The 23,128-nt window shown below is 71.3% G+C and carries 15 protein-coding genes; 13 read left to right on the forward strand and 2 right to left on the reverse strand.

The genetic code is table 11. From position 1 onward, the window contains the following. Positions 1–30: 30 nt before the first annotated feature. Positions 31–1,419: a serine/threonine-protein kinase gene (locus CMC5_RS38605; RefSeq protein ID WP_218920179.1), complete on the reverse strand. Its 1,389-nt coding sequence runs from the start codon at positions 1,417–1,419 to the stop codon at positions 31–33. A gap of 404 nt (positions 1,420–1,823) precedes the next feature. Here CMC5_RS38605 and CMC5_RS38610 point away from each other — a divergent pair, with 404 nt between their 5' ends. The 6 genes from CMC5_RS38610 to CMC5_RS43690 all read left to right on the forward strand — a co-directional run bounded on the left by CMC5_RS38610 (position 1,824) and on the right by CMC5_RS43690 (position 12,899). After that, a complete protein-coding gene (locus CMC5_RS38610) occupies positions 1,824–2,678 on the forward strand; it encodes a hypothetical protein (protein WP_156339192.1) in 855 nt (284 codons plus the stop codon). Positions 2,679–2,697: 19 nt separating this feature from the next. Beyond that, a complete protein-coding gene (locus CMC5_RS48815; RefSeq protein WP_082363206.1) occupies positions 2,698–6,768 on the forward strand; it encodes a serine/threonine-protein kinase in 4,071 nt (1,356 codons plus the stop codon). A gap of 10 nt (positions 6,769–6,778) precedes the next feature. Next, positions 6,779–7,468, forward strand: coding sequence for a metallophosphoesterase family protein (locus CMC5_RS38620; RefSeq protein ID WP_050435085.1), 690 nt, complete (start codon positions 6,779–6,781; stop codon positions 7,466–7,468). Positions 7,469–9,037: 1,569 nt separating this feature from the next. Beyond that, complete coding sequence (locus CMC5_RS38625) at positions 9,038–10,342, forward strand: DNRLRE domain-containing protein (RefSeq protein ID WP_050435086.1); 1,305 nt, start codon at positions 9,038–9,040, stop codon at positions 10,340–10,342. Between the two features lie 773 nt (positions 10,343–11,115). Next, positions 11,116–11,856, forward strand: a complete 741-nt coding sequence (locus CMC5_RS38630) for a hypothetical protein (protein WP_156339194.1) — start codon at positions 11,116–11,118, stop codon at positions 11,854–11,856. Positions 11,857–12,179: 323 nt separating this feature from the next. Then, positions 12,180–12,899, forward strand: a complete 720-nt coding sequence (locus CMC5_RS43690) for a hypothetical protein (protein ID WP_179955502.1) — start codon at positions 12,180–12,182, stop codon at positions 12,897–12,899. A 36-nt stretch (positions 12,900–12,935) separates the two neighbouring features. Here CMC5_RS43690 and CMC5_RS38640 read toward each other — a convergent pair whose 3' ends face one another. After that, a complete protein-coding gene (locus CMC5_RS38640; RefSeq protein ID WP_082363211.1) occupies positions 12,936–14,084 on the reverse strand; it encodes an amidohydrolase family protein in 1,149 nt (382 codons plus the stop codon). A gap of 183 nt (positions 14,085–14,267) precedes the next feature. Between CMC5_RS38640 and CMC5_RS38645 the strand changes: the two genes are divergently transcribed. The 7 genes from CMC5_RS38645 (at position 14,268) to CMC5_RS38675 (ending at position 23,123) form a co-directional block, all read left to right on the forward strand. Next, positions 14,268–15,689, forward strand: coding sequence for a YecA family protein (locus CMC5_RS38645; protein ID WP_050435090.1), 1,422 nt, complete (start codon positions 14,268–14,270; stop codon positions 15,687–15,689). Positions 15,690–15,781: 92 nt separating this feature from the next. Beyond that, complete coding sequence (locus CMC5_RS38650; RefSeq protein WP_050435091.1) at positions 15,782–16,654, forward strand: putative signal transducing protein; 873 nt, start codon at positions 15,782–15,784, stop codon at positions 16,652–16,654. A gap of 140 nt (positions 16,655–16,794) precedes the next feature. Next, on the forward strand, positions 16,795–19,143 hold the full coding sequence (purL, locus tag CMC5_RS38655; RefSeq protein WP_082363217.1) for a phosphoribosylformylglycinamidine synthase subunit PurL: 2,349 nt from the start codon (positions 16,795–16,797) through the stop codon (positions 19,141–19,143). A 101-nt stretch (positions 19,144–19,244) separates the two neighbouring features. Next, on the forward strand, positions 19,245–19,676 hold the full coding sequence (locus CMC5_RS45480; protein ID WP_050435092.1) for a hypothetical protein: 432 nt from the start codon (positions 19,245–19,247) through the stop codon (positions 19,674–19,676). After that, positions 19,673–21,145, forward strand: coding sequence for a GMC family oxidoreductase N-terminal domain-containing protein (locus CMC5_RS38665; RefSeq protein WP_050435093.1), 1,473 nt, complete (start codon positions 19,673–19,675; stop codon positions 21,143–21,145). Before CMC5_RS45480 ends, CMC5_RS38665 begins: the two co-directional genes overlap by 4 nt. An 81-nt stretch (positions 21,146–21,226) precedes the next feature. Further along, positions 21,227–21,730: a GNAT family N-acetyltransferase gene (locus tag CMC5_RS38670; RefSeq protein ID WP_050435094.1), complete on the forward strand. Its 504-nt coding sequence runs from the start codon at positions 21,227–21,229 to the stop codon at positions 21,728–21,730. A gap of 178 nt (positions 21,731–21,908) precedes the next feature. Then, the gene (locus tag CMC5_RS38675; RefSeq protein WP_050435095.1) at positions 21,909–23,123 is read left to right on the forward strand and encodes a ferritin-like domain-containing protein; all 1,215 of its coding nucleotides are present in this window, start codon (positions 21,909–21,911) and stop codon (positions 23,121–23,123) included. The last annotated feature ends 5 nt before the right edge of the window (positions 23,124–23,128 follow it).

The raw sequence follows: 23,128 nt of genomic DNA on the forward strand, positions 1-23,128 counted from the left end.
AGCACGCACCACCCGCGGATGCCGGAGGCGTCAGGGCGAGCGCACTGGGCACAAAGGGAACGCCTCCCCTGCAGGCGACACGGGCCAGGTGGTCAGATCGGACAGAGGCCCACCGAGCAGTTCGGGCACGCTGGAGAGGCGGAGGAGGGCCGCCGCGACATGGGACTGCACCCTGGGCCGCACCCTCGGATCCGGGTCGGGCCGCTCCGTGAGCGTGCGCAGGAGCTGACGGGCCTCCGCCTCCGCGGCGTTCTCCTCTCGGCTCTCCACCTCGCGCAGCGGCCGCGCGGCGAGCAGCAGCGCCCCCGCGGCGAGCACCACCCGGTAGCCCGCGGACTGGAGCATGTCCTCGGCCAGGTCGAGCGCCCGCCCGAGATCGCCGAGCGTTTCGGCGGGAAGCTCCCCCGTGAGCTCGACGGCGAACTCGACGCAGATCCCTGCCGCCAGACCATCGTGGACACCCGCCTCCACGGGCGCGCGCCCCCCTGCCGCCTCGCACAGCGCGGCGAGGAACGCCCGCACCGACTCGAACCGCCGCTCGGGCGACTTCTCCAGACAGCGCAGCACCACCGCGTCGACGGCAGACGATACCCGCACCCGAGCGCTCGGCCGCGGCGGCGGCGTCTCCACGTGACGCCACGCGAGCTCGACCTGATCGTCGGACCAGAAAGGGTGCTGCCCGGTGAGCATCTGGAACAGCAAGAGCCCCACGGCATACACATCGGTGCGCGCATCGACCCGGCCCCCCAGAATCTGCTCCGGCGCCATCGCCGACAGCGTGCCCACGTGGCGACCGAGGGTGGTGAAGCCCGAGCCACCGTCCGGCCCCTGGGAGAGCTTGGCGATCCCGAAGTCGATCAGCTTCACCCGCTGATCCGGCCCCACCAGCACGTTGCTGGCCTTCACGTCCCGGTGGACGATCCCCGCATCGTGCGCGGCGGCGAGCGCGGCGCAGACCGGCTGGAGCAGCGAGAGCGTCTCGTCCAGCGGCAAACGCCCTCGCGCGCGCAGGAGCGCCGAGAGTGGCTTTCCGGGCAGATGCTCCATCACATAATAGGGACGGCCGTCGGAGAGCTGACCCAGGTCATAGATGTCGACGATGCCCGGGTGGTGAATCAGGCGGACCACGCTGACCTCGCGCACGAACCGCTCGACCGCCTTGCGCGACGACGAGAGAAACGCGTGCATCACCTTGATCGCGGCCGTCCCCTGCCCGTCCAGGCGGCGCGCCGCATACACCACACCGCAGCCGCCCTGGCCGATGACGTGCTCGATGCGGTAATCCCCCAGCGCATACCCCGCCGGCAGCTCGGCACCGAAATCGCTGACCGAATGGACCGGGTGGCTGTCGAACACCGAGCCCGTGGGGGCCGTCGCCCCGAGCAACGTGCAGTCGTCTTCCGCAGACATCGATCGCATCCCGCAGCGTAAGTGAAAACCCTCACCGCCGCCGCCCCGCTCGACGTGCCCCTGTGGCGAAGTGCCCATTCCGCCTTGGCCGACAGCATGGCCCAGCTGCCATCCAGCGGCGTCCGCCGTGCATCACGACCGAGCACGGGGGCGCCCGTGAACGAGCACGACATACGCACGAGCACCGCAATGAATCCGCCGCGAGACGAGCGCCGACAGATGCTGTAAGAAGATCACCCGAGGTCGAGGCACTGCAACGGAGCACGAGGGATCACGGGGGGATCCGTCCGCGCCCATGGATGAACGAACGCTCTGCCCCAGCGAGGGACCAGCCCGCGCCTTCTTCTCGGTCGTGAGGTGGTTCAATCCGCGCCGATCCTCCGTGTCGACGCGCTGCTTTCGGGGGGATGAACTTGTCGACGAACACATGGACACTGGGCACCTGCGCGGCGGTCGCCGCCGCCCTCTCTGCTGGCTGTGCCACGCCTCTCGTCGAAGAAGGCGATGCCGATCCAGCGGAAGAGATCGCGACCGACGAGAGCGCACTCCTCAGCGAGAATGCGCTCAACTGGAATGCCATCAACTGGAACGCCCTCAACTGGAACGCCCTCAACTGGAACGCCCTCAACTGGAATGGCCTGACGATCGAGGCCAGGAATCGCCTCCTGGACTCCGGCAACGTCGGCGACCTCGCCCGGCAGGCGCTGCGCTATGTCGTGAGCTGCGCGTTGCCCGCGTCGTCCTCGTTCGACTTTTCCTGGAGGGACGACCAGGGGGGCGTCCACGCCGAGTCGTACCCGGGGCTCATGGCGCTCGCACCGCAATGGCAAAGCTCTCCCATCACCGATGACGAAGCCCGGTGGGTCTCCGCCTGCCTGCTGTCCCGGGTCAATTACTATGGCGCCTCGGTGCTCCTCTCGTCGCGTTCGTGGCACCAGCAGTTCTGGGTGCTCGGCGGCGACGAACTCGCCACCTTCACCCACGAAGAAGGAGCTTTCTGGGGGAACCTGTTCACCGATCCGCCGTCGGCGTATGCCTGCTACAACACCAATCACGTCGATTATGCGCGTCAGAAGCAGCGCGCCTGCGCCGCTGGACACGTCAATGCCCAGGGCGGGGTGGAGTCGTGCGGCATGATCAAGATCGTCGGCGCCTGCTCCGACTACTGCGTTCCGGCGCAGACGCCGTCGAATTTCTGGATGGGATGCACGCCCTTCTATTCCAGGCCAAGCTTCAACTTCAACGTGATCACGGTGTTCCTCGACTGAATCAGCAAAACGAACCGGTATGATGGGCACGAGCAGGACGAGCGAGAGGCCGACGGAGGCCTCCGGGGGAGGGCGCTGTCCGCAATGCGGAAAGCGCATCGTCAGGGTGTCCGGCTGCTTCGAGCACGGGCTCCCCGCCACCACCCACCGGGAGCCACGACCCCCTCCCGCGGGGCGCAGCGGCAGGCCCACCTTCCCGGGCTTCCGCGTCACGCGGGTGCTCGGCTGGGGCGGCTTCGGCGTCGTCTACGCCGTCGAGCGCCTCACGGACGGCGCGCGCCTCGCGCTCAAGCTCGCCCGGGCCGACATCCCGGGTGCCGCCTGCAGGCTGCGCCGCGAGGCCGACGTACTCCGCGCCGTCGGCTCCCCGCACGTACCCACGGTGCATGGAGAGGGCGTCAACGAGAGCGGCGCCCCCTACATCCTCATGGATCGCATCGAGGCGCCCACGCTCGCGGAGCTGGGCGGCGTCTCGTCCTGGTCCATTCCTTTGCGCACCGTCGTCACCCTGGCCAACGCCACGCTCTTGCCCCTCGAGGTCGTCCACGCCCGCGGCCGCGCCCACGGCGACCTCAAGCCGGAGAACATCCTGGTCCACGGCGGCCTGCGGGCCACCTTGCTCGACTTCGGCTCCGCCACGGCCGAGGGAGGCGATCCCTGGAGCGGTGTCCCCGTCGGCACCCCGGAGTACATGACCCCGGAGCAGTGCGATGGCAGCGCCCGGCTCGACGCGCGCACCGACATCTACGCGATGGGCGTGATCCTCTACGAGCTGCTCACCGGCAAGACCCCGTTCTGGGGCCCCGCCGCGGCCGTGCGCGAGGCCCACCGCACCCGCAGGCCCCCGCCCCCTTCGCTGCTCACCCCCGTGCCCGACGACCTCGAAGAGGTCGTCCTGCGCTGCCTCGCCAAGCGCCCCGAGCACCGCTACCCGCACGCCCGCGCACTCCGCGCCGCGCTCCACGAAGCGAGCCTGTCCGTCGAAGAGGCCCGCCCCCCGAGCAGCGCTTTCCGCGCGCTCGAATCCTCGCCACCGCCCCCCTCCTCGCTCGTCGGCCGCCGTCGCGTCGGCCTCGTCTACCTGGAGGCCGCGGTCAGCCCCCTGGCCCTCCAGCGCCGCCTCCACCAGCTCGGCGGCGAACTCGCGCACATCGCCGGCCGGCGCGCCGTGGCCCTCTACAGCCATGAAGTCGGCGAGAACCCCGCCCGCAGAGCGCTCCGCGCCGCGCAGACCCTCGTCCAGGAAGGCCTGTGCGACCGCGCCCGCGTCGACCTCGCCCCCGTCCACGTCCAGCGCCGCCGCGACGGCACCCCGCGCTACCTCAGCGCCGTCTTCCAGCAGAGCGCCCGCTACCCCGGCCCCAAGGATCCCGCCGGCGTCCAGCTCGGCCCCGCCGCCGCGGCCGTGCTCTCCGAGCATGCCGAGCCCGCCACCTTACCCCCGCAAGGCTGGATGGCGCCCGGCCCCCGCCTGCCGGACGCCGCGCTCTCCGCCACCACCGAGGTCTCGGTCCTCCCCCTCATCGGCCGACGCCCCCTCCTCCAGACCTTGCTCCGCAGCGCGCGCGACGCCCTCGACGGCGGCCCGCCCACGCTCACCACCCTCATCGGCGACGTCGGCACCGGCAAGACCCGCCTCTACCAGGCGCTCAAGGCGCAGCTCGCCCTCGTCCTCCCGGGCGTCATCGTGCTCGGCATCGAGCCACGCGACCATGGCGACGGCGGCGGCGCCCTCGCCGACCTCCTCCGCCTCGCCCTCGACCTCCCGCGCTTCGCCCCGAAGGACGCTGGCGAAGAGTTGCTCACCTCCCGCCTCGGCGGCGCGCTCCCCCCGGCGACCCTCTGGCCCGCCGTCGCCCTGGCCCTCGGCTGGCTCGCCTCCGACGCCCCTGCCCTCGCCGCCCTCTCCGCCGCCCCGGGTGCCCTCCGCGCCATGCCCATCGTCGTCGCTGGCGAGGCCCTGCGCGCCCGCGCCGCACGCGGCGGCTGCGCCGTGGTGATCGACGACGCCCACCTCTGCGACGAGGCCGCCATGGCCGCCCTCGAACACGCAGCCCGCGAAGGCACCGTCACCCGCCTCTGGGTCTGCGCCCTCGGAAGGCCTGCCCTCGCCACCGTGCACCCCGGCTGGGGCGAGCGCGCCGCCCACCGCGAAAAGCACCACCTCGACCCCCTCGACGCCGAGAGCGCCGAAGCCCTCTGCCGCCAGCTCCTCTTGCCCGTGCTCGACGTCCCCGCCGCCGCCGTGCGCCGCCTCGTCGAGCGCTCCTGCGCCGTCCCGCTCCTCCTCACCGAGCTGATCCGCGGCCTCAAGCGCGAGGGCCTCGTCCGCCGCGACCCGCGCAACGGCACCCTGCGCCTCGCGAGCGAAGAGCTGGAGCGCCTTCCCGACCTCCCCATCCTCGAGTGGCTCGCCGAGCGCGAACTCGACGCCCTCCCCCCTGCCCTGCAAGCCCACGCCCGCCTCGTCGCGCTCCTCGGGGACGACATCGAGATCGTCGACGTCAGCGCCGTCCTCCGCGCCATGGAGCGCCAGGGCGGCGCCGACCAGCTCCCCCTCGACGCCCTCGCCGGCACCGAGCGCCTGGTCGACGTCGGCCTGCTCGTCCGCAGCGCCGACGAGCGCCGCGTCGCCTTCCGCCACCCCTTGCTCAAGGACGCCATCGCCCGCGGCGCCCCCTCCGACCTCAAGCACCACACCCACCTCGCCGCCGTCGATCACTACCGCCGCGCCGACAGCCAGCAGGCCAGGGCCCGCCTCGCCATGCACGCCGCCGCCGCCGGCCTCGACGAAGAGGCGGCGACCGCCTACCTCGCCCTCGGCGAAGAAGCCTGCGTCCGCCACGCCTACCTCGACGCCGAGATCGCCTTCAGCCGCGCCATCGAGCGCGGCGCCCCCCTCGCCCAGGCCGCGCGCGGTCGCGGCCAGATGCGCTCCCGCCTCGGCCGCCACGCCGAGGCCCTCGAGGACCTGCGCACCGCCCGCGCCCAGGCCACCGCCGCGGGCGACGTCTTCGCCGAGGTCGAGATCCTCCTCGAAGAGGCCACGGTGCTCGACTGGATCGGCAAGTACCAGAGCGCCCGCGAGCGCGTCCGTGCCGCCCAGGCCCTCCACGCCGCCCGCCCCCTCCGCGGCAGCGCGCTCGACGCCCCGCCCACCTCGCGCACCACGGCGACCCACGCCCGCGTCGAAGCGCAGCTCCTGCTCGGCGAGGGCCGCTCCCTCCACCGCGACGACCTCGAAAAAGAAGCCGCCGCCACCCTGGAGCGCGCCGCCACCGCCGCCGGCGCCCTGGGTGCCCTCGGCCACGAGACCCAGATGGTCGCCTTGCTGCTCCTGAGCTTCATCCTCCCGAACCTCGGCCGCCTCGAAGAAGGCGCCCGCGCCCTCGACGAGGTGGTCCGGCGCTGCGAAGAGCGCGGCGACTGGATGCACCTCGGCCCGGCCATGAGCAACCGCGGCCTCCTGCGCAGCTACCGCGGCGATCGCGCCGGCCTCGTCTCCGACTTCGAGCGCACCATCGCCATCGGCTGGGACCTCGGCCAGCCCATGCTGGAGCTGGGCGGCCACTTCAACCTCGCCGAGGTCCTCTACCAGATGGACGACCTCCGCGCGGCCGAGCCCCACCTCCGCGCCGCCGCCCTCACCGCCGAGCGCCACTGCGGCGGCGCCCGCCCCGCCGTGATCCCGCTCCTGGAGGCGCGCATGCGTCTCTACCAGGGCGACGAAGCGGGCGCCGCCACCGTCGCCACCGACGTCCGCGCCCGGAGCGAAGAGTCCCGCCGCCGCGGCGCCGTCGACGCCGCCCTCACCCCTTCCGAGGACGTCCTCTGCACCATGATCGCCCTCGCCGGCAGCGACGCCGAAGACGCCGCCTGGGATGCCCTCGAGACCCGCTCCCAGACCGCATCGGTCGGGCAAGAGCGGCTGGAGGTCCTCGAAGTCCGCGCCCTCGCCGCACTGCGCCGTGGCCGACGCGACGACGCCGCGCGCCACCTCCTCCGCGCGCTGACGCTGGCCGAACGCATCCCCAACGCCATGCGTGCGCGCCTCGAGCGACGACTGGCGGAGGCACGGGCAACGGGGTAGTCATCGACCGGTGCGCGTTCTCGCCATCGGCGACATCCACGGTTGCAGCCTGGCCCTCGACACCCTCCTGGAGGCCGTCGACCTCAGGCCCGACGACCGCCTGGTCACCCTGGGCGACTACGTGGACCGCGGCCCCGACTCCCGGGGCGTCATCGACCGCCTCATCGCGCTCTCCGACGCTGGACTCCTCATCCCCCTGCGCGGCAACCACGAGCAAATGATGCTCCGCGCCCGGTCGAGCACCGACCTCGCCGCCCTCTGGCTCCGCGCCGGCGGCCACCAGACCCTCACCTCCTACGCTCCCTCGGACCGGGACGGCACCTTCGACGACGTCCCTGGAGCCCACTGGGACTTCTTCGAGCACACCTGCGCCATCTTCCACGAGACCGACACCCATTTCTTCGTCCACGCCGGCGCCGCCCCCGACGAGCCCCTCGCCCGCCAGCGCCCCGCGGTGCTGCTCTGGGAGCCCTTCCACAACGCCTTGCCCCACTGCTCGGGCAAGATCATGGTCTGTGGCCACACCGCCCAGCGCGACGGCCGCCCCATGAACATCGGCCACGCCATCTGCATCGACACCTGGGCCTGCGGCGGCGCCTGGCTCACCTGCCTCGACGTGACCAGCGGCCGCCTCTGGCAAGCCAGCCAGCGAGGCAAGGTGCAGCAAGGCTGGCTCGCCCCACCGCGCAGACCCCGCTGACGACCAGCGCCCTGGTGCGACGAGCGCGCCGTTGCGACGGGCGCCCCGTCGTGACGAGCGTCTCGTTGCGACGAGCCCCCCCGGTGCGATGAGCATCTCATTGCGACGAGCGCCCCGTCGTGACGAGCCCCCACCCCCGCGACGAAAATCATTCGTCCGTCGACGCGCGCGGGAGCCACCCCTCCTGCAACGCGTGCAATCCCTCCTTCATCGCATGCCGGTTCGGTCCTTTCTGGGGGACCTACGAGGGTGCATCACCCGATGCATTGGTGACGTCGTCCTCCCGATGCATTCGAGTGAACTCATGTCCGCTGACGGATTCGAGCTGAAACTCGGACGCCCGCGAACTCTGATCGTCGATGAAGCGCAGACGACCTGCGCGTCATTCAATGCGACGGTCCAGTTCGACGACGCAGAGGCAGAGTGCCTCTCGGTCCCCCGATCCAGGAATGCGTGTCGAACCGATTTCACCCCTCCGGATGAGTGCGAGCGGGTCCGGATGACGGAGACCCATGCGCCCTCTCGCTCAGGAGGCGCGCAGCCCCAGCGGCCCAAGCCGTTGAACTGGCGACGTCTTCCAATGCATTCGCGATGTCGTCTCACCGATGCATTTTGCGACACCGCCCCTGTCTCATGAGTGCGTCATTGCTCGCACCCCGTGGCGCGCCATCCCTCGTGTGGCCCATCGCGTGACGTCATCGCCGAGTCTCTCCGCCAATGCGGCAACCACCCCCTGCTCCGCAGGCGCTCCCACACCACAGCGCCAAACTGGGGAAATTACCGCCTCATGGCAGCACACGCGACGCTCGCCCTGCAGCGCTTCGAATCCCGTGTCGAAGCTACACACTGTCATCCCGATGCAGAAAAGATGAATGCCGCGGTAACGACCCACGGTGCGCATCGAGCCGCGTCGTGCGATACGCAACTGCCGCGATCCATCCGGTGCTGCGCAATACCACGAGGCCCGGCATCCACGCCTCTGCCCCCCTGCACTTCAGCGGTTACACGCCAGCGCGTCACCGCATGTCAGCGCGTCACCGCACGTCAGCGCGTCACCGCACGTCAGCGCGTCACCGCACGTCAGCACGCTCCACTGCTTGCAAACGCCCACCTTTGCGGTCCTCTACCAGCCGCTTCCAGCGTGTAAAAGAATGCACGCCCCACAGCGCCCGTACGCAGCAGCACAAGGCATTGCGCCCTCTGCATCGCGTTTCCCCGTCCGCATCGCGTCTACATCGCGTCTACATCGCGTCCGCATCGCGTTTCCGCGCACGTACGCGACGCGCATCGAAAGTGCGACCTGGTCACCTACCGGCCGTCATGTCTCTTCATGTACGGCCGGGCAATTCACCGGACGACATAACGCCATAACACTGGACATACCAATACACGACAACGTGTCGCCGTAATCTTCCCTCTTGACATTGGAATCGCTTTCAGGCTCATTAACATCGGCATTTCTATCAGGCCCGCCCCATTTTGGCGCAGACGCGGATCATGATCTTCATGTACCGCTCGCTCTGGAGGGGGTCCGGAGTCATACCAACTCATTTCTCCGGAGGACCCGCAATGAAAACCGCGAAGCACTACGCCACCCTCTGCGCCGCTGCCGCCCTGTCCATTCCTGCGTGTATGAGCGCGTCGGAACCCGACGACGCCATCCACGATGCCGTCGCCGAGGCCGAGCAAGCCCTGTCCTCCGAGGGCTCCGTCTGCATCACCCGGCCTGCATCGCAGGATGCCGTCATTCGCGCGGACGCCGCGGCGTTCAACGACGGCGCGACCGAACAGCTCAGCACCGGCATCTCCTCGTCGAGCGGCCGACGGCGCACCCTGCTCCAGTTCGACCTCTCCAGCGTCCCCGCTGGCGCCACGGTGGTCAATTCGACCATGGGCATCTACCAGGTGTACCGGGACGGCGCGGCCGCCACGGTCAACGTCCACCAGGTGACGGCGGCCTGGGCCGAGAACTCGGTCACCTGGAACAGCCTGGGCAGCAGCTTCGATCCCGCCGCCTCGGCGTCGTTCACCGCATCGAGCGCCATCGATTACCGCCGCTTCGCCGTCGACGAGCTGGTGCAGGGGTGGGTCGACGGAACCCCGAACCACGGCGTCCTGCTCGACGAGCCGGGCTCCACCCACACCAACTACCGCAGCCGCGAGAACGTGAAGGTCGATCAGCGCCCGTACCTCGAGGTCTGCTACGTCACCTGTGGCGACGGCATCCAGAACGGCGACGAGACCGGCGTCGACTGCGGCGGCAGCTGCGCCACGGCGTGCGCCTCGTGCAACGACGGCATCCAGAACGGCAGCGAGACCGGCGTCGACTGCGGCGGCAGCTGCGCTCCCTGCGCCACCTGCAACGACGGCATCCGCAATGGCAGCGAGACCGGCGTCGACTGCGGCGGTAGCTGCGCCCCCTGCGCCACCTGCAACGACGGCATCAAGAACGGCGGCGAGACCGGCGTCGACTGCGGCGGCCCCATCTGCGGCGCTTGCGCTACCTGCAACGATGGCATCCACAACGGCAACGAGACCGGCATCGACTGCGGCGGCAGCTGCGCCCCCTGCGCCACGTGCAACGACGGCATCCGCAACGGCGGCGAGACTGGCGTCGACTGCGGCGGCCCCATCTGCGGCGCTTGCGCCACCTGCAACGACGGCATCCGCAACGGCAACGAGACCGGCGTCGACTGCGGCGGCAGCTGCGGCCCCTGCGCCCCCACCTCCGTCTGCGGCAACGGCGTGCGCGAGCCCGGCGAGGAGTGCGACGGCCGCGACATGGGTGACGGCGTCTGCGGCGTCCTCCACATCCTCCCGCTCTGCAACGCGCAGTGCAAATACACCTTCCCCTGGCTGTGCCACACGCTGTGACCCTCACGGCGTGACCGCAGCGTCGACCGCGCGACCCCTCCCCTGAAGAGCCCGCGGGAGACGCCCCCTCCCGCGCCGGAGCCGCCCTCCCCTCCGGCGCGGGAAACCCTCTCCCTCGCACGCCCCCCATGCCAGTTTCGGCGCGAGACCGCTGGTGACGCGACGCCGCCCACCCGAGTCTCCGGCCTCGGACCGCCTCCCTCCACCGCTGCTCGCCGGGGTTTCACCGCGCGCACCACGTGCGTGCCGCCAGCGCACCGGGTTCGCCCGAGAAACCCGGAGCGTCGCGCCGCCGCCCTCCCTCTTCCGTCGTTCACTGCGTGCATCGGCGGCCGACGCACCCAGTTTCGCGCGAAACTCCCACCGGAAGGCACCGCCGACGCACCCAGTTTCGCGGCGGAACTGCGGACGTCGGCCGCCGACGCACCCAGTTTCGCAGCGGAAGCCCCACCCTCACCGCCGACGTACCCAGTTTCGCGGCGAAACTCCCCCCGCGCCGCCGACGCACCCAGTTTCACGCGAACACCGCCCCTGGAGGTGCGCCGACACACCCAGTTCACGCGCCCAGATCCCCTCTTCGAGCCCACGCCTCCGGGACGAGCGGCGCACCCCATGGCGAGCCATCGAGGATCGCTGGGCGGCGCTGGGCGGCGCAGCGCCAGCCGGCGGGTTTCCGAGGACGACGGATCTCGCGCTTTCCAGCAGCCGCGGCCCGGATCCTTCGTGAAGACCCTCACATTGACAGAGGGGAATCCATCCGCCTTGCTATGTGCATGACGATCAAACTGATGCGGACACTGGGGGTGCTGGGTTTCCTCAGCGTCACCTGCCTGGCTGCAATCGCCTGTGACGACGGTGATGACGGCGGAACAGGAGCCTCCACGGGAAGCGCGGGCGGTGGTGCGACCACCGGCTCGGGCGGAAGCGGCGGCGAAGGTCCAGGCAGTGGCGGCAACGGCCCAGGGTCCGGCGGTGACACCGCCGCGGGCGGCGCGGGTGGCGACGGCGGCGGCGCGATGGCCTGCGCGGACGATGAGTACGAGGACAACGACGTGGCCATGACGGCGACGCAGGTCCCCGTGCCGCCACCGCCCGACGACGAGGAGTACTGGATCGTTTACGGCCAGCTCTCCGCGTACAAGTGCAGCGGCGACGACGACTGGTATTTCATCAAGACGTCGTTCAGCAACATGATCAACGACCCTCCGGAGTACCGTTACTGGACGCTGGTGCTCCGCGCGGCGGGCGCGGGATCGTGCGGCGCGAGCTGTGAGGACTACGTGCCCCCTGCGGGGCCCGAGCACACGGTCACCGTCGAGGCGTTCGACGCGACGACGATGGCACCGCTCGCCATGCGCACGTCGACCGAGGGCCTGATCCGGATGGCCGGCTACGGCGAGGAGTTCGCCAATGACGTGCTGATCCGGGTCTCGGGCCCGCCGGAAGCGGTCTACCCGTACACCTTCCTCACCACCGTCCGGAGCGACGCCTTCGAGGACGAGTGCGAGTGTTGAGCCTCCCCCTCGGGTGACGCAGGCGCTGCACTTCCTTGCCGGAGGAGACGGGCGCCGTCCCTCCGGCGCAGGGGAGGCAGGCGCCGATCTCCCGCTGCGCGTCCCAGCGTCCCACGGCCTGCCGGTCGTTCCAGCGTCACGCTGCGCGCCCCCGTGGCTCCCTGGCGCCCGCCCGCAGACCTCGGCACCGCCGCTGCCTCGACGAGAGCCGCTGCCAGCAGAGAAGGGTTCGCCGGACGCCTCAATCCTTGGATCCTGCACGCCCTCTCGCGTTGACAGGGGACGCGTGACTGGCATCGCATGAAGGCATGACAATCAACCTGATGCGAACGCTGGGCGTGGTGGCTTTCCTGAGCACCTCCTGCCTGGTCGCAATCGCCTGTGATGATGGTGACGATGGGGGTGGCGCCGGTGGGAGCGGTGCGACGGGAGGCGTCGGAGCGGCAGGCGGGACCAGCGGCGAAGGGGGTGGAACCGGCGGCGCTGGAGGCGGGGCGGGCGGTGCTGGAGGCGGGGCGGGCGGCGCGACGGCCTGCGTGGACGACGAGTACGAGGACAATGACGTGGCCATGACGGCGACGCAGGTCCCGATGGAGCTGCCGGTCGAGGGCGATCCGGACTGGTACGGCGAGGATCTCTGGTACGTGTGGAACGAGATCTCGGCGTACAAGTGCAGCGGTGACGACGACTGGTACTTCATCAAGACGTCGTTCGACACGCCAGCCGACGATCCGCCGGAGACCCGCTACTGGTCGCTGGTGCTCCGGGTTGCCGGGGCGGGATCGTGTGGCGCGAGCTGCGAGGACTACGTGCCTCCCGCCGGGCCCGAGCACACGGTCACCGTCGACGTGTTCAATGCGACGACGATGGCACCACTCACCACGAGGACCTCGGACGAGGGCCTGATCCGCCTGTGGGGCTACGGCGCGGACTTCGCGAACGACGTGCTGATCCGGGTCTCGGGTCCGCCGGAGGCAGTCTACCCCTACGACTTCACGACCACCGCCCGGAGCGATGCCTTCGAGGACGAGTGCGAGTGCTGAGCTGAGCGCCGGGCTGGAGGCGGCGCGCGTCGGGCTTCACTTCGGGGCGAGGCAGGTGCCCAGCCACCGCTTCGCGTTCTCTTCGAGGATGGGGCGGAGCACGTCGGGAGGGAGGGTGAGGCCGCGGTACTGACCCGGGACGAGCGCTTTCGAGGGGGGCTCCTTGCGCCAGAACTCGAAGCGCTCTTCGCGCAGCACGCCGAGGTTGGCGCGCAGGTGGAAGTCCCACTCGGTGGACCACTCGGGGCCGCTCTGGGTGGGGACGAGGTCGGAGCCGAAGAGGAAGCGGTGAGGGGCGCGGGCGATGAGGCTGCGGATGCGGTCGCGCTCGCGCTCGAAGTGCGCGTAGCCGTCGGCGGCGAAGGATGCCGAGCCGTTGCTGGTGTCGAAGAGCAGCGCGGGGTGGGCGTTCATGATCGATTCGAGGCGGTCGAGGTCGGTGCGGGCGCCGCAGAAGTGGGCGCAGGTGACGTTGAGGCCCGGGTGCGCGCGGAGGACGGCGTCGAGCTCGGCGCGGTAGCGGACGGTGTTCACGTGCAAGAGGACGGGGACGCGGCGCGCGGCCATGGCCTTCCAGAGGGGTTCGTGGGCCGGGTCGTCGAGGGGGCGCTCGTGCAGCTCGTGGTTGCCCTGGTAGAGCTTCACGCCGCAAGCGCCGCGGCGAAGGAGGGCGTCGAGGTCCTCGGGGCGCTGGGCGGCGAGGTCGAGGGCGATGAAGGGGATGAGGCGTCCGGGGTGCTCGGCGGCGACCTCCAGGACGAGATCGTTGGCAGGGCCCAGCTCGGCGAAGGGGCCCTGGGTGCGGGCGGAGGGGCGGAGGGGGGAGCTGGAGAGGATGACGGCGCGGGCGATGCCGTGCTGCTGCAAGCGTTCCAGGAGGGCGGGGACGACGGCGCGCGAGGGCAGGTGGACGTGGAGGTCGAGGATGCCCCCAGCCGGGGCCGGCGACGAGGAGGGCGTCGCATCGCCGGGCGCGGCCGTGGCGCCGCCGGACGACGTCACACTGCTGGGCGCCGTCACCGACCCCGCCGGAGCGTCAGCAGAAGGCGCCGTGGCGGCCGGCGCTGGTGCGTCCCGACAGGCAGCAGCGAAGAGCGGCAACACCCCCAGCAGACCGCGGGCGCGCCAGATCCAGGAGGGCGCCAGGCGCATTACGGGAGCGCGGTTTTCCTTACCGTTCTGCATCGTCGCGGAGTCTACTTTCCTCCAGGGCGCTTGGCTCGGCACCTGGCACGATCCCTTCGCCGCGGCGTGCAGGGCTCCGGCGCACGTTCCTCCAGCGTCGCCGTTCGATCCACCCCTCGCCCTTGCCGCGCCGAGGGCGCATCCTGAGAGCACGCCGCGTCCTCCCCGCAGCGTCCGCCCACCATGCCCCAACCGCAGCGCGCCGCCGGACACCAGGCCCACTTCCTCACGCGCCTCGATCGCCTCTCGTTACCGCAGGTCGAGCTGGCCTTACAGCTCTACCGCGACCCCGAGGTCGTGCGCGCGCTCCTCGATCACCTCACGCTCCCCGACGCCATCCGCGTCGCCCTCTCCCTCGACGATCCGACCGCGGGTCCCTTCTTGCTCGTCACCCGCGACGGCCGCTTCGTCACCTGCCTCGCCCAGGGCATGCACCCCGGAAGATGCCCGGTCGTCACGCGGGTCCAGCTCGACGCCGCCATCGCCCGCCACGGCATCCTGCAGCAGCGCCTCGACGAGTACCGCCGCCTCGAAGGCGGCACGCTCCGACGCATCCTCCACCGCATCTTCGAGGGCGGCAGCGCCGTCTCGCGCGAGGACATCGCCGCGGTCTCCAGCCTCGCCCCCCTCTGCGTGAGCACCCTGGTCCAGCTCCAGCTCGACGCGACCGGTGACCTCATCGACACCTTGCCGACGCTGGTGTCGCTCTTCAGCCGCACCGACCGGCCCCGGCCCACCACCCACGAGCTGCTGCGCAGCTACTGGAGCACCGCCTGGATGTCCGCTCACCTCGCCGTCCTGCTCGGCGTCAGCGCGCGCCCCTTCCTCGAGCGCATCCCGCCCGAGGAGCTGCTCCGCTTCGGTACGGCGTTCTCGTCCGGCCCCTTTCTCACCACGACCATGGCCAGCACCACGCGCGGCGTCTGGTCCGTCGCGCGCATCGGCAAGGTGCTGCTGCCCAGCTACAAGCGCGCGCACCACGCGAGCGACACCACCACCGGCTACCTGGAGACGACCGTCGCCCTCGCCCTGCTCGGCTTCCGCCACGCGCGGCTGCACAACGAGACCCGGAAGGCCATCCACGCCTTACCCCCGTTCTACGCGCAGTTCCCTCCCGGGGCACCGCAGCGGCGCTGGGCCCAGGGCATCATCAACGCCTGCGCCCTGCTCGACGAGAACCCCGACGGCTCGAGCGAACGCCACCTGAAGTTCGGTCGCGAGCACGCCGTCCGGATCACCTCTCACCTGCCCCCCGGCTCCCCCCACCGCTTCGAGCGGCCCGAGGACGTCCCCGCCGACATCGCCCTCGCGGTCATCACGAACACCGGCAACGATCTCCTGCAGGAGCACGCGGCGATGGTGGTGTTCTTCGCGCTCCTGCCCTGGCTGTCGCGCGCCACCGCCACCGATCTCTACCTCCCCCGCGCCTTCCTCGACGCCATCGTCGATCCGTGGACGCCAGCACAGACGCTGCACCTCCTTTTGCCTCACCTGAAAGCGCGCCGCGAACAGGCGAAGATCGACGCCGCGCGACCTTCGCGCAGCGGCCCGTGCCCCTGCGGGAGCGGCAAGAAGCACAAGCGCTGCTGCCTCATCGAGGCGTGACTCCGCGGCCCCTGGAGGCCTCACGCGCCAGGTCGGCAGGATTTACAGGACGAGAGCGTGCGTGCGAGCCTCCCTCCACGAGGGGGTGTTCGGTGCGCGCATTCGTGACCGTCCGGAGATACCTGGATTCCACCGAGGCGGAGCTGGCCCGCGCGCACCTGGAGGTGCACGGGATCGAGGCGCGGGTCTCCGAGCCGACGCCATTCAACCCGCTGCTCGCGCTGCCAGCGGGAGGCGTGCGGCTGGACGTGCCGTCGCTTCAGGTCGAGCAGGCCGAGCGGCTGCTGCAGGAGCTGAGGAGCGCGCACATCGACCTCGACGAGGCAGAGGCCGACGACGCCGACACAGCGAACGGGGCGAGTGCGGCGCCGACCGTGCGCTGCCCTCGCTGCGAGCTGGAGTATTGCTTCTTCGAGCGGGGGCTTCCCCGGCGGCTCGGGTTCGCCGCGGCACCGATCGGGGCGCTCCTCGCCCTGCCCTTCTTGCTGTTCGGTCCGAAGCGGTGGGTCTGTCACAAGTGCGAGCACGTGTGGAGCGATCCGGCCGAGGGGCCGAAGAAGCCGACGCGCCTGGAACCCGGGGACCCCGAGCCGGTGTTCCGACTCCATCGTGCGCCGACGATGCGCGGGCTGCTGCTCGGGTTCGTGGCGGGGTTCCTGCTCTGGGTCGGGGTCGCGCACGAGTACTCGGGGCTCCTGCCCATGCTCTTCCCGATCGCGGGGTACGGGATCGGCAAGGCGCTCGGCGCCGACGTCTGCTCGGGGCCGAAATGCCGCGAGCCGTTGCCGCCAGGGATGGAGACGTGCAGCGCGTGCAAGGGAGCGGTGGTCGGGCGGGTCGCGTCGGCAGCCGAGCACTACGCCGCTGCCGCCGATGTTCGCCGCGAGCTCTCGGCATGCCGCGCGGAGGAGCCGGTCGAGACGCCGAGGAAACCGAAACGACGCGCAAAGGCCATGGCGGCGTAGCGGCGTAGTCGAGGCGCGCGCGTCTTCCGGCGGTCCGGCGGTCCGGATCCGGGCGATGCGTCCGTCGCTCGTGGACGGCCGACGGCCTCTCCATGGGGCGGCTTCCCGCGGCAGGCGCCATGCGCTAGCACGAGGGCGCGATGAGCACCGACGCCGACGCCGTGGTCCCGTCCCCTGCCCCGTTTCCCGGTGATCCTGCGGTGGATCTCGCGCAAGCGCGGGCGCACAAACTGAGCGAAGAGGAGTGGTCGCGGGCGTGCGAGCGCCTCGGGCGAGCGCCGCGGTTCGCAGAGCTGGGCGTCCTCAGCGTGATGTGGAGCGAGCACTGCTCGTACAAGAGCTCGCGCGTGCACCTGGCGCGACTGCCGACGACGGGGCCGCGGGTCATCCAGGGCCCTGGCGAGAACGCGGGTGTGGTGGACATCGGCGACGGGTTCGCGGCGGTGTTCAAGATGGAGTCGCACAACCACCCGTCGTTCATCGAGCCGTACCAGGGCGCGGCGACCGGCGTCGGCGGCATCCTGCGTGACGTGTTCACCATGGGGGCGCGTCCGATCGCGAACCTGGACTCGCTGCGGTTCGGGCGGCCGGACCATCCGCGGACGGCGGCGCTGCTGCGCGGCGTGGTGGCCGGGGTGGGCGGCTACGGGAACTGCATCGGGGTGCCGACGGTCGGCGGGGAGCTGTTCTTCGACAAGGCCTACGACGGGAACATCCTGGTGAACGCGTTCACCTGCGGCGTGGTGCGCGCAGACCGGATCTTCTACGGGCGCGCGAGCGGCGTCGGGAACCCGGTGATCTACGTGGGCGCGCGGACGGGGCGCGACGGGATCCACGGGGCGACGATGGCGTCGGACGAGTTCTCGGCAGGGGGGCCGAGCAAGCGGCCGACGGTGCAGGTGGGCGACCCGTTCATGGAGAAGCTGCTCCTGGAGGCGTGCCTGGAGATCTTCGCCGAGGATCTGCTGGTGGGGATCCAGGACATGGGGGCGGCGGGGCTCACGTCGTCGTCGGTGGAGATGGCCGGCCGCTCGGGGAGCGGGCTGGAGCTGGACCTGGATCAGGTGCCGCGGCGGGCGAAGGGGCTGACGCCGTACGAGATGCTGCTGAGCGAGTCGCAGGAGCGGATGCTGCTCGTGGCAAAGCCGGGGTGCGAGGCGCGGGTCGCAGCGATCTGCGAGAAGTGGGAGCTGGAGGCGGCGATCATCGGGCGGGTGACGGACACGGGGCGCTGGGTGATCAAGGCGACGCCGGGCTACGATCCGCTGGCGGAGGCGCCGATCGCACGGGCGCCGGTGACGGTGTGCGATCTGCCGGTGGACTTCCTGACGGACGCTGCGCCGAAGTACGATCGGCCGCAGCGGGACGACGCGACGTTGCCAGCGCGCCGGGCGTTCGACTGCGGGCTGATCGCGCTCCCGGTCTCGTGGAGCGACGAGCTCCTGGCGATGGTGGGGTCGCCGAACCTGGGCTCACGGCAGTGGGTGTGGCGGCAGTACGATCACCTGGTGCGGGGCGGGACGGAGGTGCGGCCCGGAAGCGACGCCGCCGTGGTGCGGGTGCCCTGCGAGCGGGACGGGGAGCGGGTGGAGAAGATCCTGGCGTTCGCGCTCGACTGCAACGGGCGGCTCTGCGAGCTGGATGCGTTCCACGGCGCGGCGATGGCGGTGGCCGAGGTGTGCCGGAACGTGGTGTGCGGCGGTGGGGAGCCGGTGGGGCTCACCGACTGCCTGAACTTCGGCAACCCCGAGCGGCCGGAGATCATGCGGCAGTTCGCGCTGGCGATCGACGGGATGGCGGCGGCCTGCAGGGCGCTGGGCGTGCCGATCGTGAGCGGGAACGTGTCGCTGTACAACGAGACGGACGGGCGGGCGATCCTGCCGACGCCGACGATGGGCGCCGTGGGGCTGGTGCACGACGCGGGGGACGTGACGCGGGCGCGGTTCGAGGAGGCGGGGCTCTCCGTGCTGCTCCTCGGTGGGACGCGCGGCGGTCCGCTGGGCGGGTCGGAGTACGTGGTGCGTCACTCGGGCGCGGTGCAAGGGGCGCCCCCCGGAATCGATCTGGACCTGGAGCGGCGGCTGCAAGGGTTTCTGCTGTCGCTCTTGCGGCGGCGTCCGCGGCACGTGCTGAGCGCGCACGATGTGTCGGAGGGCGGGCTCGCCGTGGCGCTCGCGGAGTGCTGCACCGCGGCGGACGAGGCGCGGCACATGGTCGGCGCGACGATCGCACTGCCCGAGGCGGGTGAGGACCTGGCAGCGGCGCTGTTCGGGGAGGCGCCGAGCCGGGTGGTGGTGACGGTGCGGCCCGGAGACGAGGCAGAGGTGGTGCGCGCCGCCGGCGCCGCCGGCGTCGGGGTGACGATGCTGGGCGTGACCGGGGGCTCGCGGCTCTCGATCGCGCGGGGCGGGGAGCTGCTGCTCGACGTGGGGCTGGACGCGCTCCGAGCGGCGCGAGAGCGGTGCCTGGAGGGGATCGTGGGGGCGTGAGGCCTTCTCCGCGCTGTCATGCGGGCGACGCGCGTCGAGGGCTGCGCCCCGCTGTCCCCGAGGGCAGCAGCGCAGTCGCCTTCCGAGGAGCTGGAGGGTCGATGGTTGGACTGGGGCCAGGAGCCGAGCGGCGGCTCGGGGTGGTGCTGGGCGCGATGCTCGGGGAGCCAGAACCGATCGCGCGGGACGTGGCGGCGTTCTTCCGGGACTACCTGGCGAGGGCGCCGCTGCTCGCCGCGGTGGGGCTGCGGTTCATGGTGTGGGCGCTCCTGTGGCTGCCCATCGTGTTCGTGGGGCGGCCGGTGCCTGCGAGCGCGCTGTCCCCCGCGCTGCGGGCCCGGTACCTCGAGCGGTGGGCGGGCGCGCGGAGCTACCTGGTGCGCGAGGGGTTCTTCCTGGTGAAGACGGTGGCGCTGTTCGGGTGGGGGGCGCATCCGGTGGTGCGGGCGCGGTTCGGGATGCCCGATGTGGCGGTGTCGCATGGGCCCGAGGGAGCCGTGTCGCGGGGGCTCGAAGGGAGCGAGGGCGCGTGAAGACGGCCGACGGGGTGTGCGATTTCGTGGTCGTGGGGAGCGGGGCCGGTGGGGCGACGGCTGCGCTCGTGCTCGCCGAGGCGGGGCGCGAGGTGGTGCTGCTCGAAGAGGGGCCCGAGGTGCGGGACGAGGACCGGGGGCTCGGAACGAACGAGGCGTTCTTCCGGATGTTCCGCGCCAAGGGGACGCAGGTGGCGACGGGGCGGAGCGTGATCCCGGTGCTGCAAGGGCGGTGCGTGGGCGGGACGACGGTGGTGAACGGGGCGATCATCTGGCGGATGCCGGACGACGTGCACGCACGCTGCTTCGGGCCGATCGGGGCGGAGGAGGCGATCCCGCTGCGGGAGCTTTCGCGGTGCTTCGACCGCATCGAGCGGGACCACGCGGTGGGGGTGACGCCGGAGGCGCTGCTCGGGAACAACGGGCGGCTGATGCGGACGGCGGCAGAGAAGCTGGGGCTCGAAGGGCACGTGATCCAGCGGAACGTGCGTGGCTGTCAGGGATCGAGCCGCTGCCTGGAGGGGTGCCCGACGCGGCGGAAGCAGAGCGTGGAGCAGACGTACATCCCGGCGGCCGTGGCGCGAGGGGCGCGGCTCTTCGCAGGGCACGAGGTGCGCGAGGTGGAGGTGTGCGGGGGGCGGGCGACGGCGGTGCGAGGGCGGGACGCAGCGGGGCGGGCGTTCCGGCTGGCGGCGCGGCGGGGGGTGATCCTGGCCGCGAGCGCGGTGCAGTCGGCGCTGATCCTGCGGCGTTCGGGGGTGGGGCCGAAGGAGCACGTGGGGAACCATTTCCGGGCACACCCGGCAGCGGCGGTGTCGGGGGTATACCGGGATCCGGTGCGGCTCTGGCAGGGCGGGACGCAGACCTACGAGGTGGACCACTTCCGGAAGGAGGGGTTCAAGATGGAGACGGCATCGCTGCCGCTGGAGTTGGCCGGGGTGCGGATGGCCGGGTTCGGGGCGGCGTTCCAGGAGAAGATCGGCGATTACGATCGGACGGCGGTGTGGGGGGTGCAGGTGCGGGGAGAGGCGGAAGGGCGGGTGCGCTCGGGGCTCCTGGGGCCCGCCATCCGCTACACGCCGGCGCCAGAGGACATGGAGCGCATCCGTCGGGGGGCGCGAATCCTGTGCGAGATGCACCTCGAGGCCGGGGCGGAGCGGGTGTACCCGGGGGTGCACGGGGGGCCAGAGGTGGTGACGTCGGCGCGCGAGCTGGTGAAGCTCGACGACTTGCCGGTGGATCCGCGGGCGTGGAGCTTGATCATCAGCCACGTCTTCGGGACGTGCCGCATGAGCCGGGACGAGCGCGGTGGGGTGGTGGGACACGATTTCGGGGTGCACGGGCTGAAGGGGCTGTGGGTGGTGGATGCGTCGATCTTCCCGACGACGCCGGGGGTGAACCCGCAGCACTCGATCATGGCGCTGGCCATGCTGGCGGCAGAGCGCATTGCAGAGACACGGGCGGCCTAGCGGGCGCGGGGCGCGCGTGTCGGGGCGCCGCGCGCACGTCGAATGAAGCGTGGAATGGCTTCATGGTGATTGAGGAGTCGCATGGACACGGGAGTGATTGATTTTCTGGCGAATCATGCCCACCTCGTCGAGCCGCTGGCGCAGCTCCATCACGCGGAATGGTCGGGGATGCTGCCGTGGTTCACGCACGACGACGCGCTCGCCGAGTTCCGCGACCATGCGCAGTCGCGGTCGTTCCCGACGACCTTCGTGGCGGTCGCGGGGACGCAGCTTCTGGGCTCGGCGAGCTTGATCGCGCGGGATCTGCCGGAGGAGGACCTGCCGGGGTTCGGCGCGGTGACGCCCTGGCTGGCGAGTGTGCTGGTGCTGCCGGGATGGCGTGGTCAGGGGATCGGGGGCGCGCTGGTGGAGGCGGTGGTGGCGCACGCGCGAGGGCTCGGCGTGCCGCGGCTCCACCTCTTCACGGAGGGTCAGGAGGCGTTCTATCTCCGTTCGGGGTGGTCCGAACTCCACCGCTTCACGCTGCGAGGTGCGCCGGCGACGGTGATGGTACGGGAGCTTCTGCCGGTGTCGGAGGCGTCCTGAAGGTCGGGAGGCGTACCGAGCGTCCTGGAGCAGGAGCGGGCACGACGCCCGGATCCCTGTAGACGCCCTGGCGGATGGAGTAATCTCGGGAGATGCTGTCGTGTCGCCGTTCGGCGACCGCAGCCCGGCTTGCAACGCTTCCCTTCCTCGTTCTCCGTTCGCCGACAGGAGTCGACCCATGGACCGCACGCTTCGCTTCCGTCAGCTGCTCACGTCCCGCCTCTTTCAGGTCGCGGGGGCTGCGGCCTTCGCCACGCCGGCCGGCGTGGCCTTGAGCTGCGGGGGGAACGTGGTGGTCGATCCGGTGGACGGGGCTGGAGGCGCCGGCAGCGTCACGTCGACCACATCGCTCACGACGGCGATCACGACGGGCGTGACGACCTCGGTGGGTCCGACGGTCAGCGTGACGACGACGACGACGAGTTCGGGAGGAGACCCCACGTACGCATGCTTCCCGTGGCTCGGTGACGCGGAGTGCCCCTCGGGCGGCAACGCCCTGTCCTACGTCTCGCAGTTCGATTGCGCAGCGCCTCACTACGCCTTCACGACTGCCGTCCTCGATGGGCCTTTCCCCGAGCTGGACCAGTGCTGCTACGTGGTGCAGCAGGACATCTGCGGGGTCGGGAGGCCGTTCCTCGTGAACGGCGCACCGATGGCCGCGACGGCGCGAGGTCGCGCCGAAGGAGGAGGAGCGGGGAGCTGGAGCGCCGGGGGCCTGTCGCCAGAGGTGGAAGGGCTCGACGCCGAGGAACGCGAGATCCTGGCGCGAGCGTGGGCGCAGGACGGGCTCCTGGAGCACGCATCGGTGGCAGCGTTCGCGCGCTTCGCGCTGGAGCTGCTCGCGGCAGGAGCGCCAGCAGCCCTCGTGGAGGCGGCGCACCGCGCGGCGCTGGACGAGGTGCGGCACGCTCGCCTGTGTCTGTCGATGGCAGCGACGTACCGGGGAGGCCCGGTGGAGCCAGGGCCGCTGCCGTGTGGTGGGTCGGTGTCGATCGGTCCAGACCTGGCCGCGTTCGCAGCCGACACGGCGCGAGAAGGGTGCGTGGGGGAGACGGTCGCCGCCATCCTGGCCGCCGAGCAGCTCTCGCGCGCGACCGATCCGGCGGTGCGCAAGGCGCTGTTCGGGATCGCAGAGGATGAAGCGCGGCACGCGGAGCTGGCATTCAGGGCCGTGGCCTGGGCCCTGCGGGTGGGTGGAGACGACGTCCGCGCCGCGGTGGCCGAGGTGTTCGACCAGGCGGCTCGGGACGGCGTCAAGGCGGGCGGCGTGAACGAAGACCCTCGTGGGGTGCTCGAATCCCACGGGCGTCTCACCGTCGGCGCGGCACGAGAGGCCGCAGCGCGGGCGCTGCACGAGGTGGTGCTTCCCTCGGCGCGCGCCTTGCTCGCCTGACCGAT

The organism is Chondromyces crocatus, assembly GCF_001189295.1.
In the GTDB taxonomy this organism is placed as follows: domain Bacteria; phylum Myxococcota_A; class Polyangia; order Polyangiales; family Polyangiaceae; genus Chondromyces; species Chondromyces crocatus.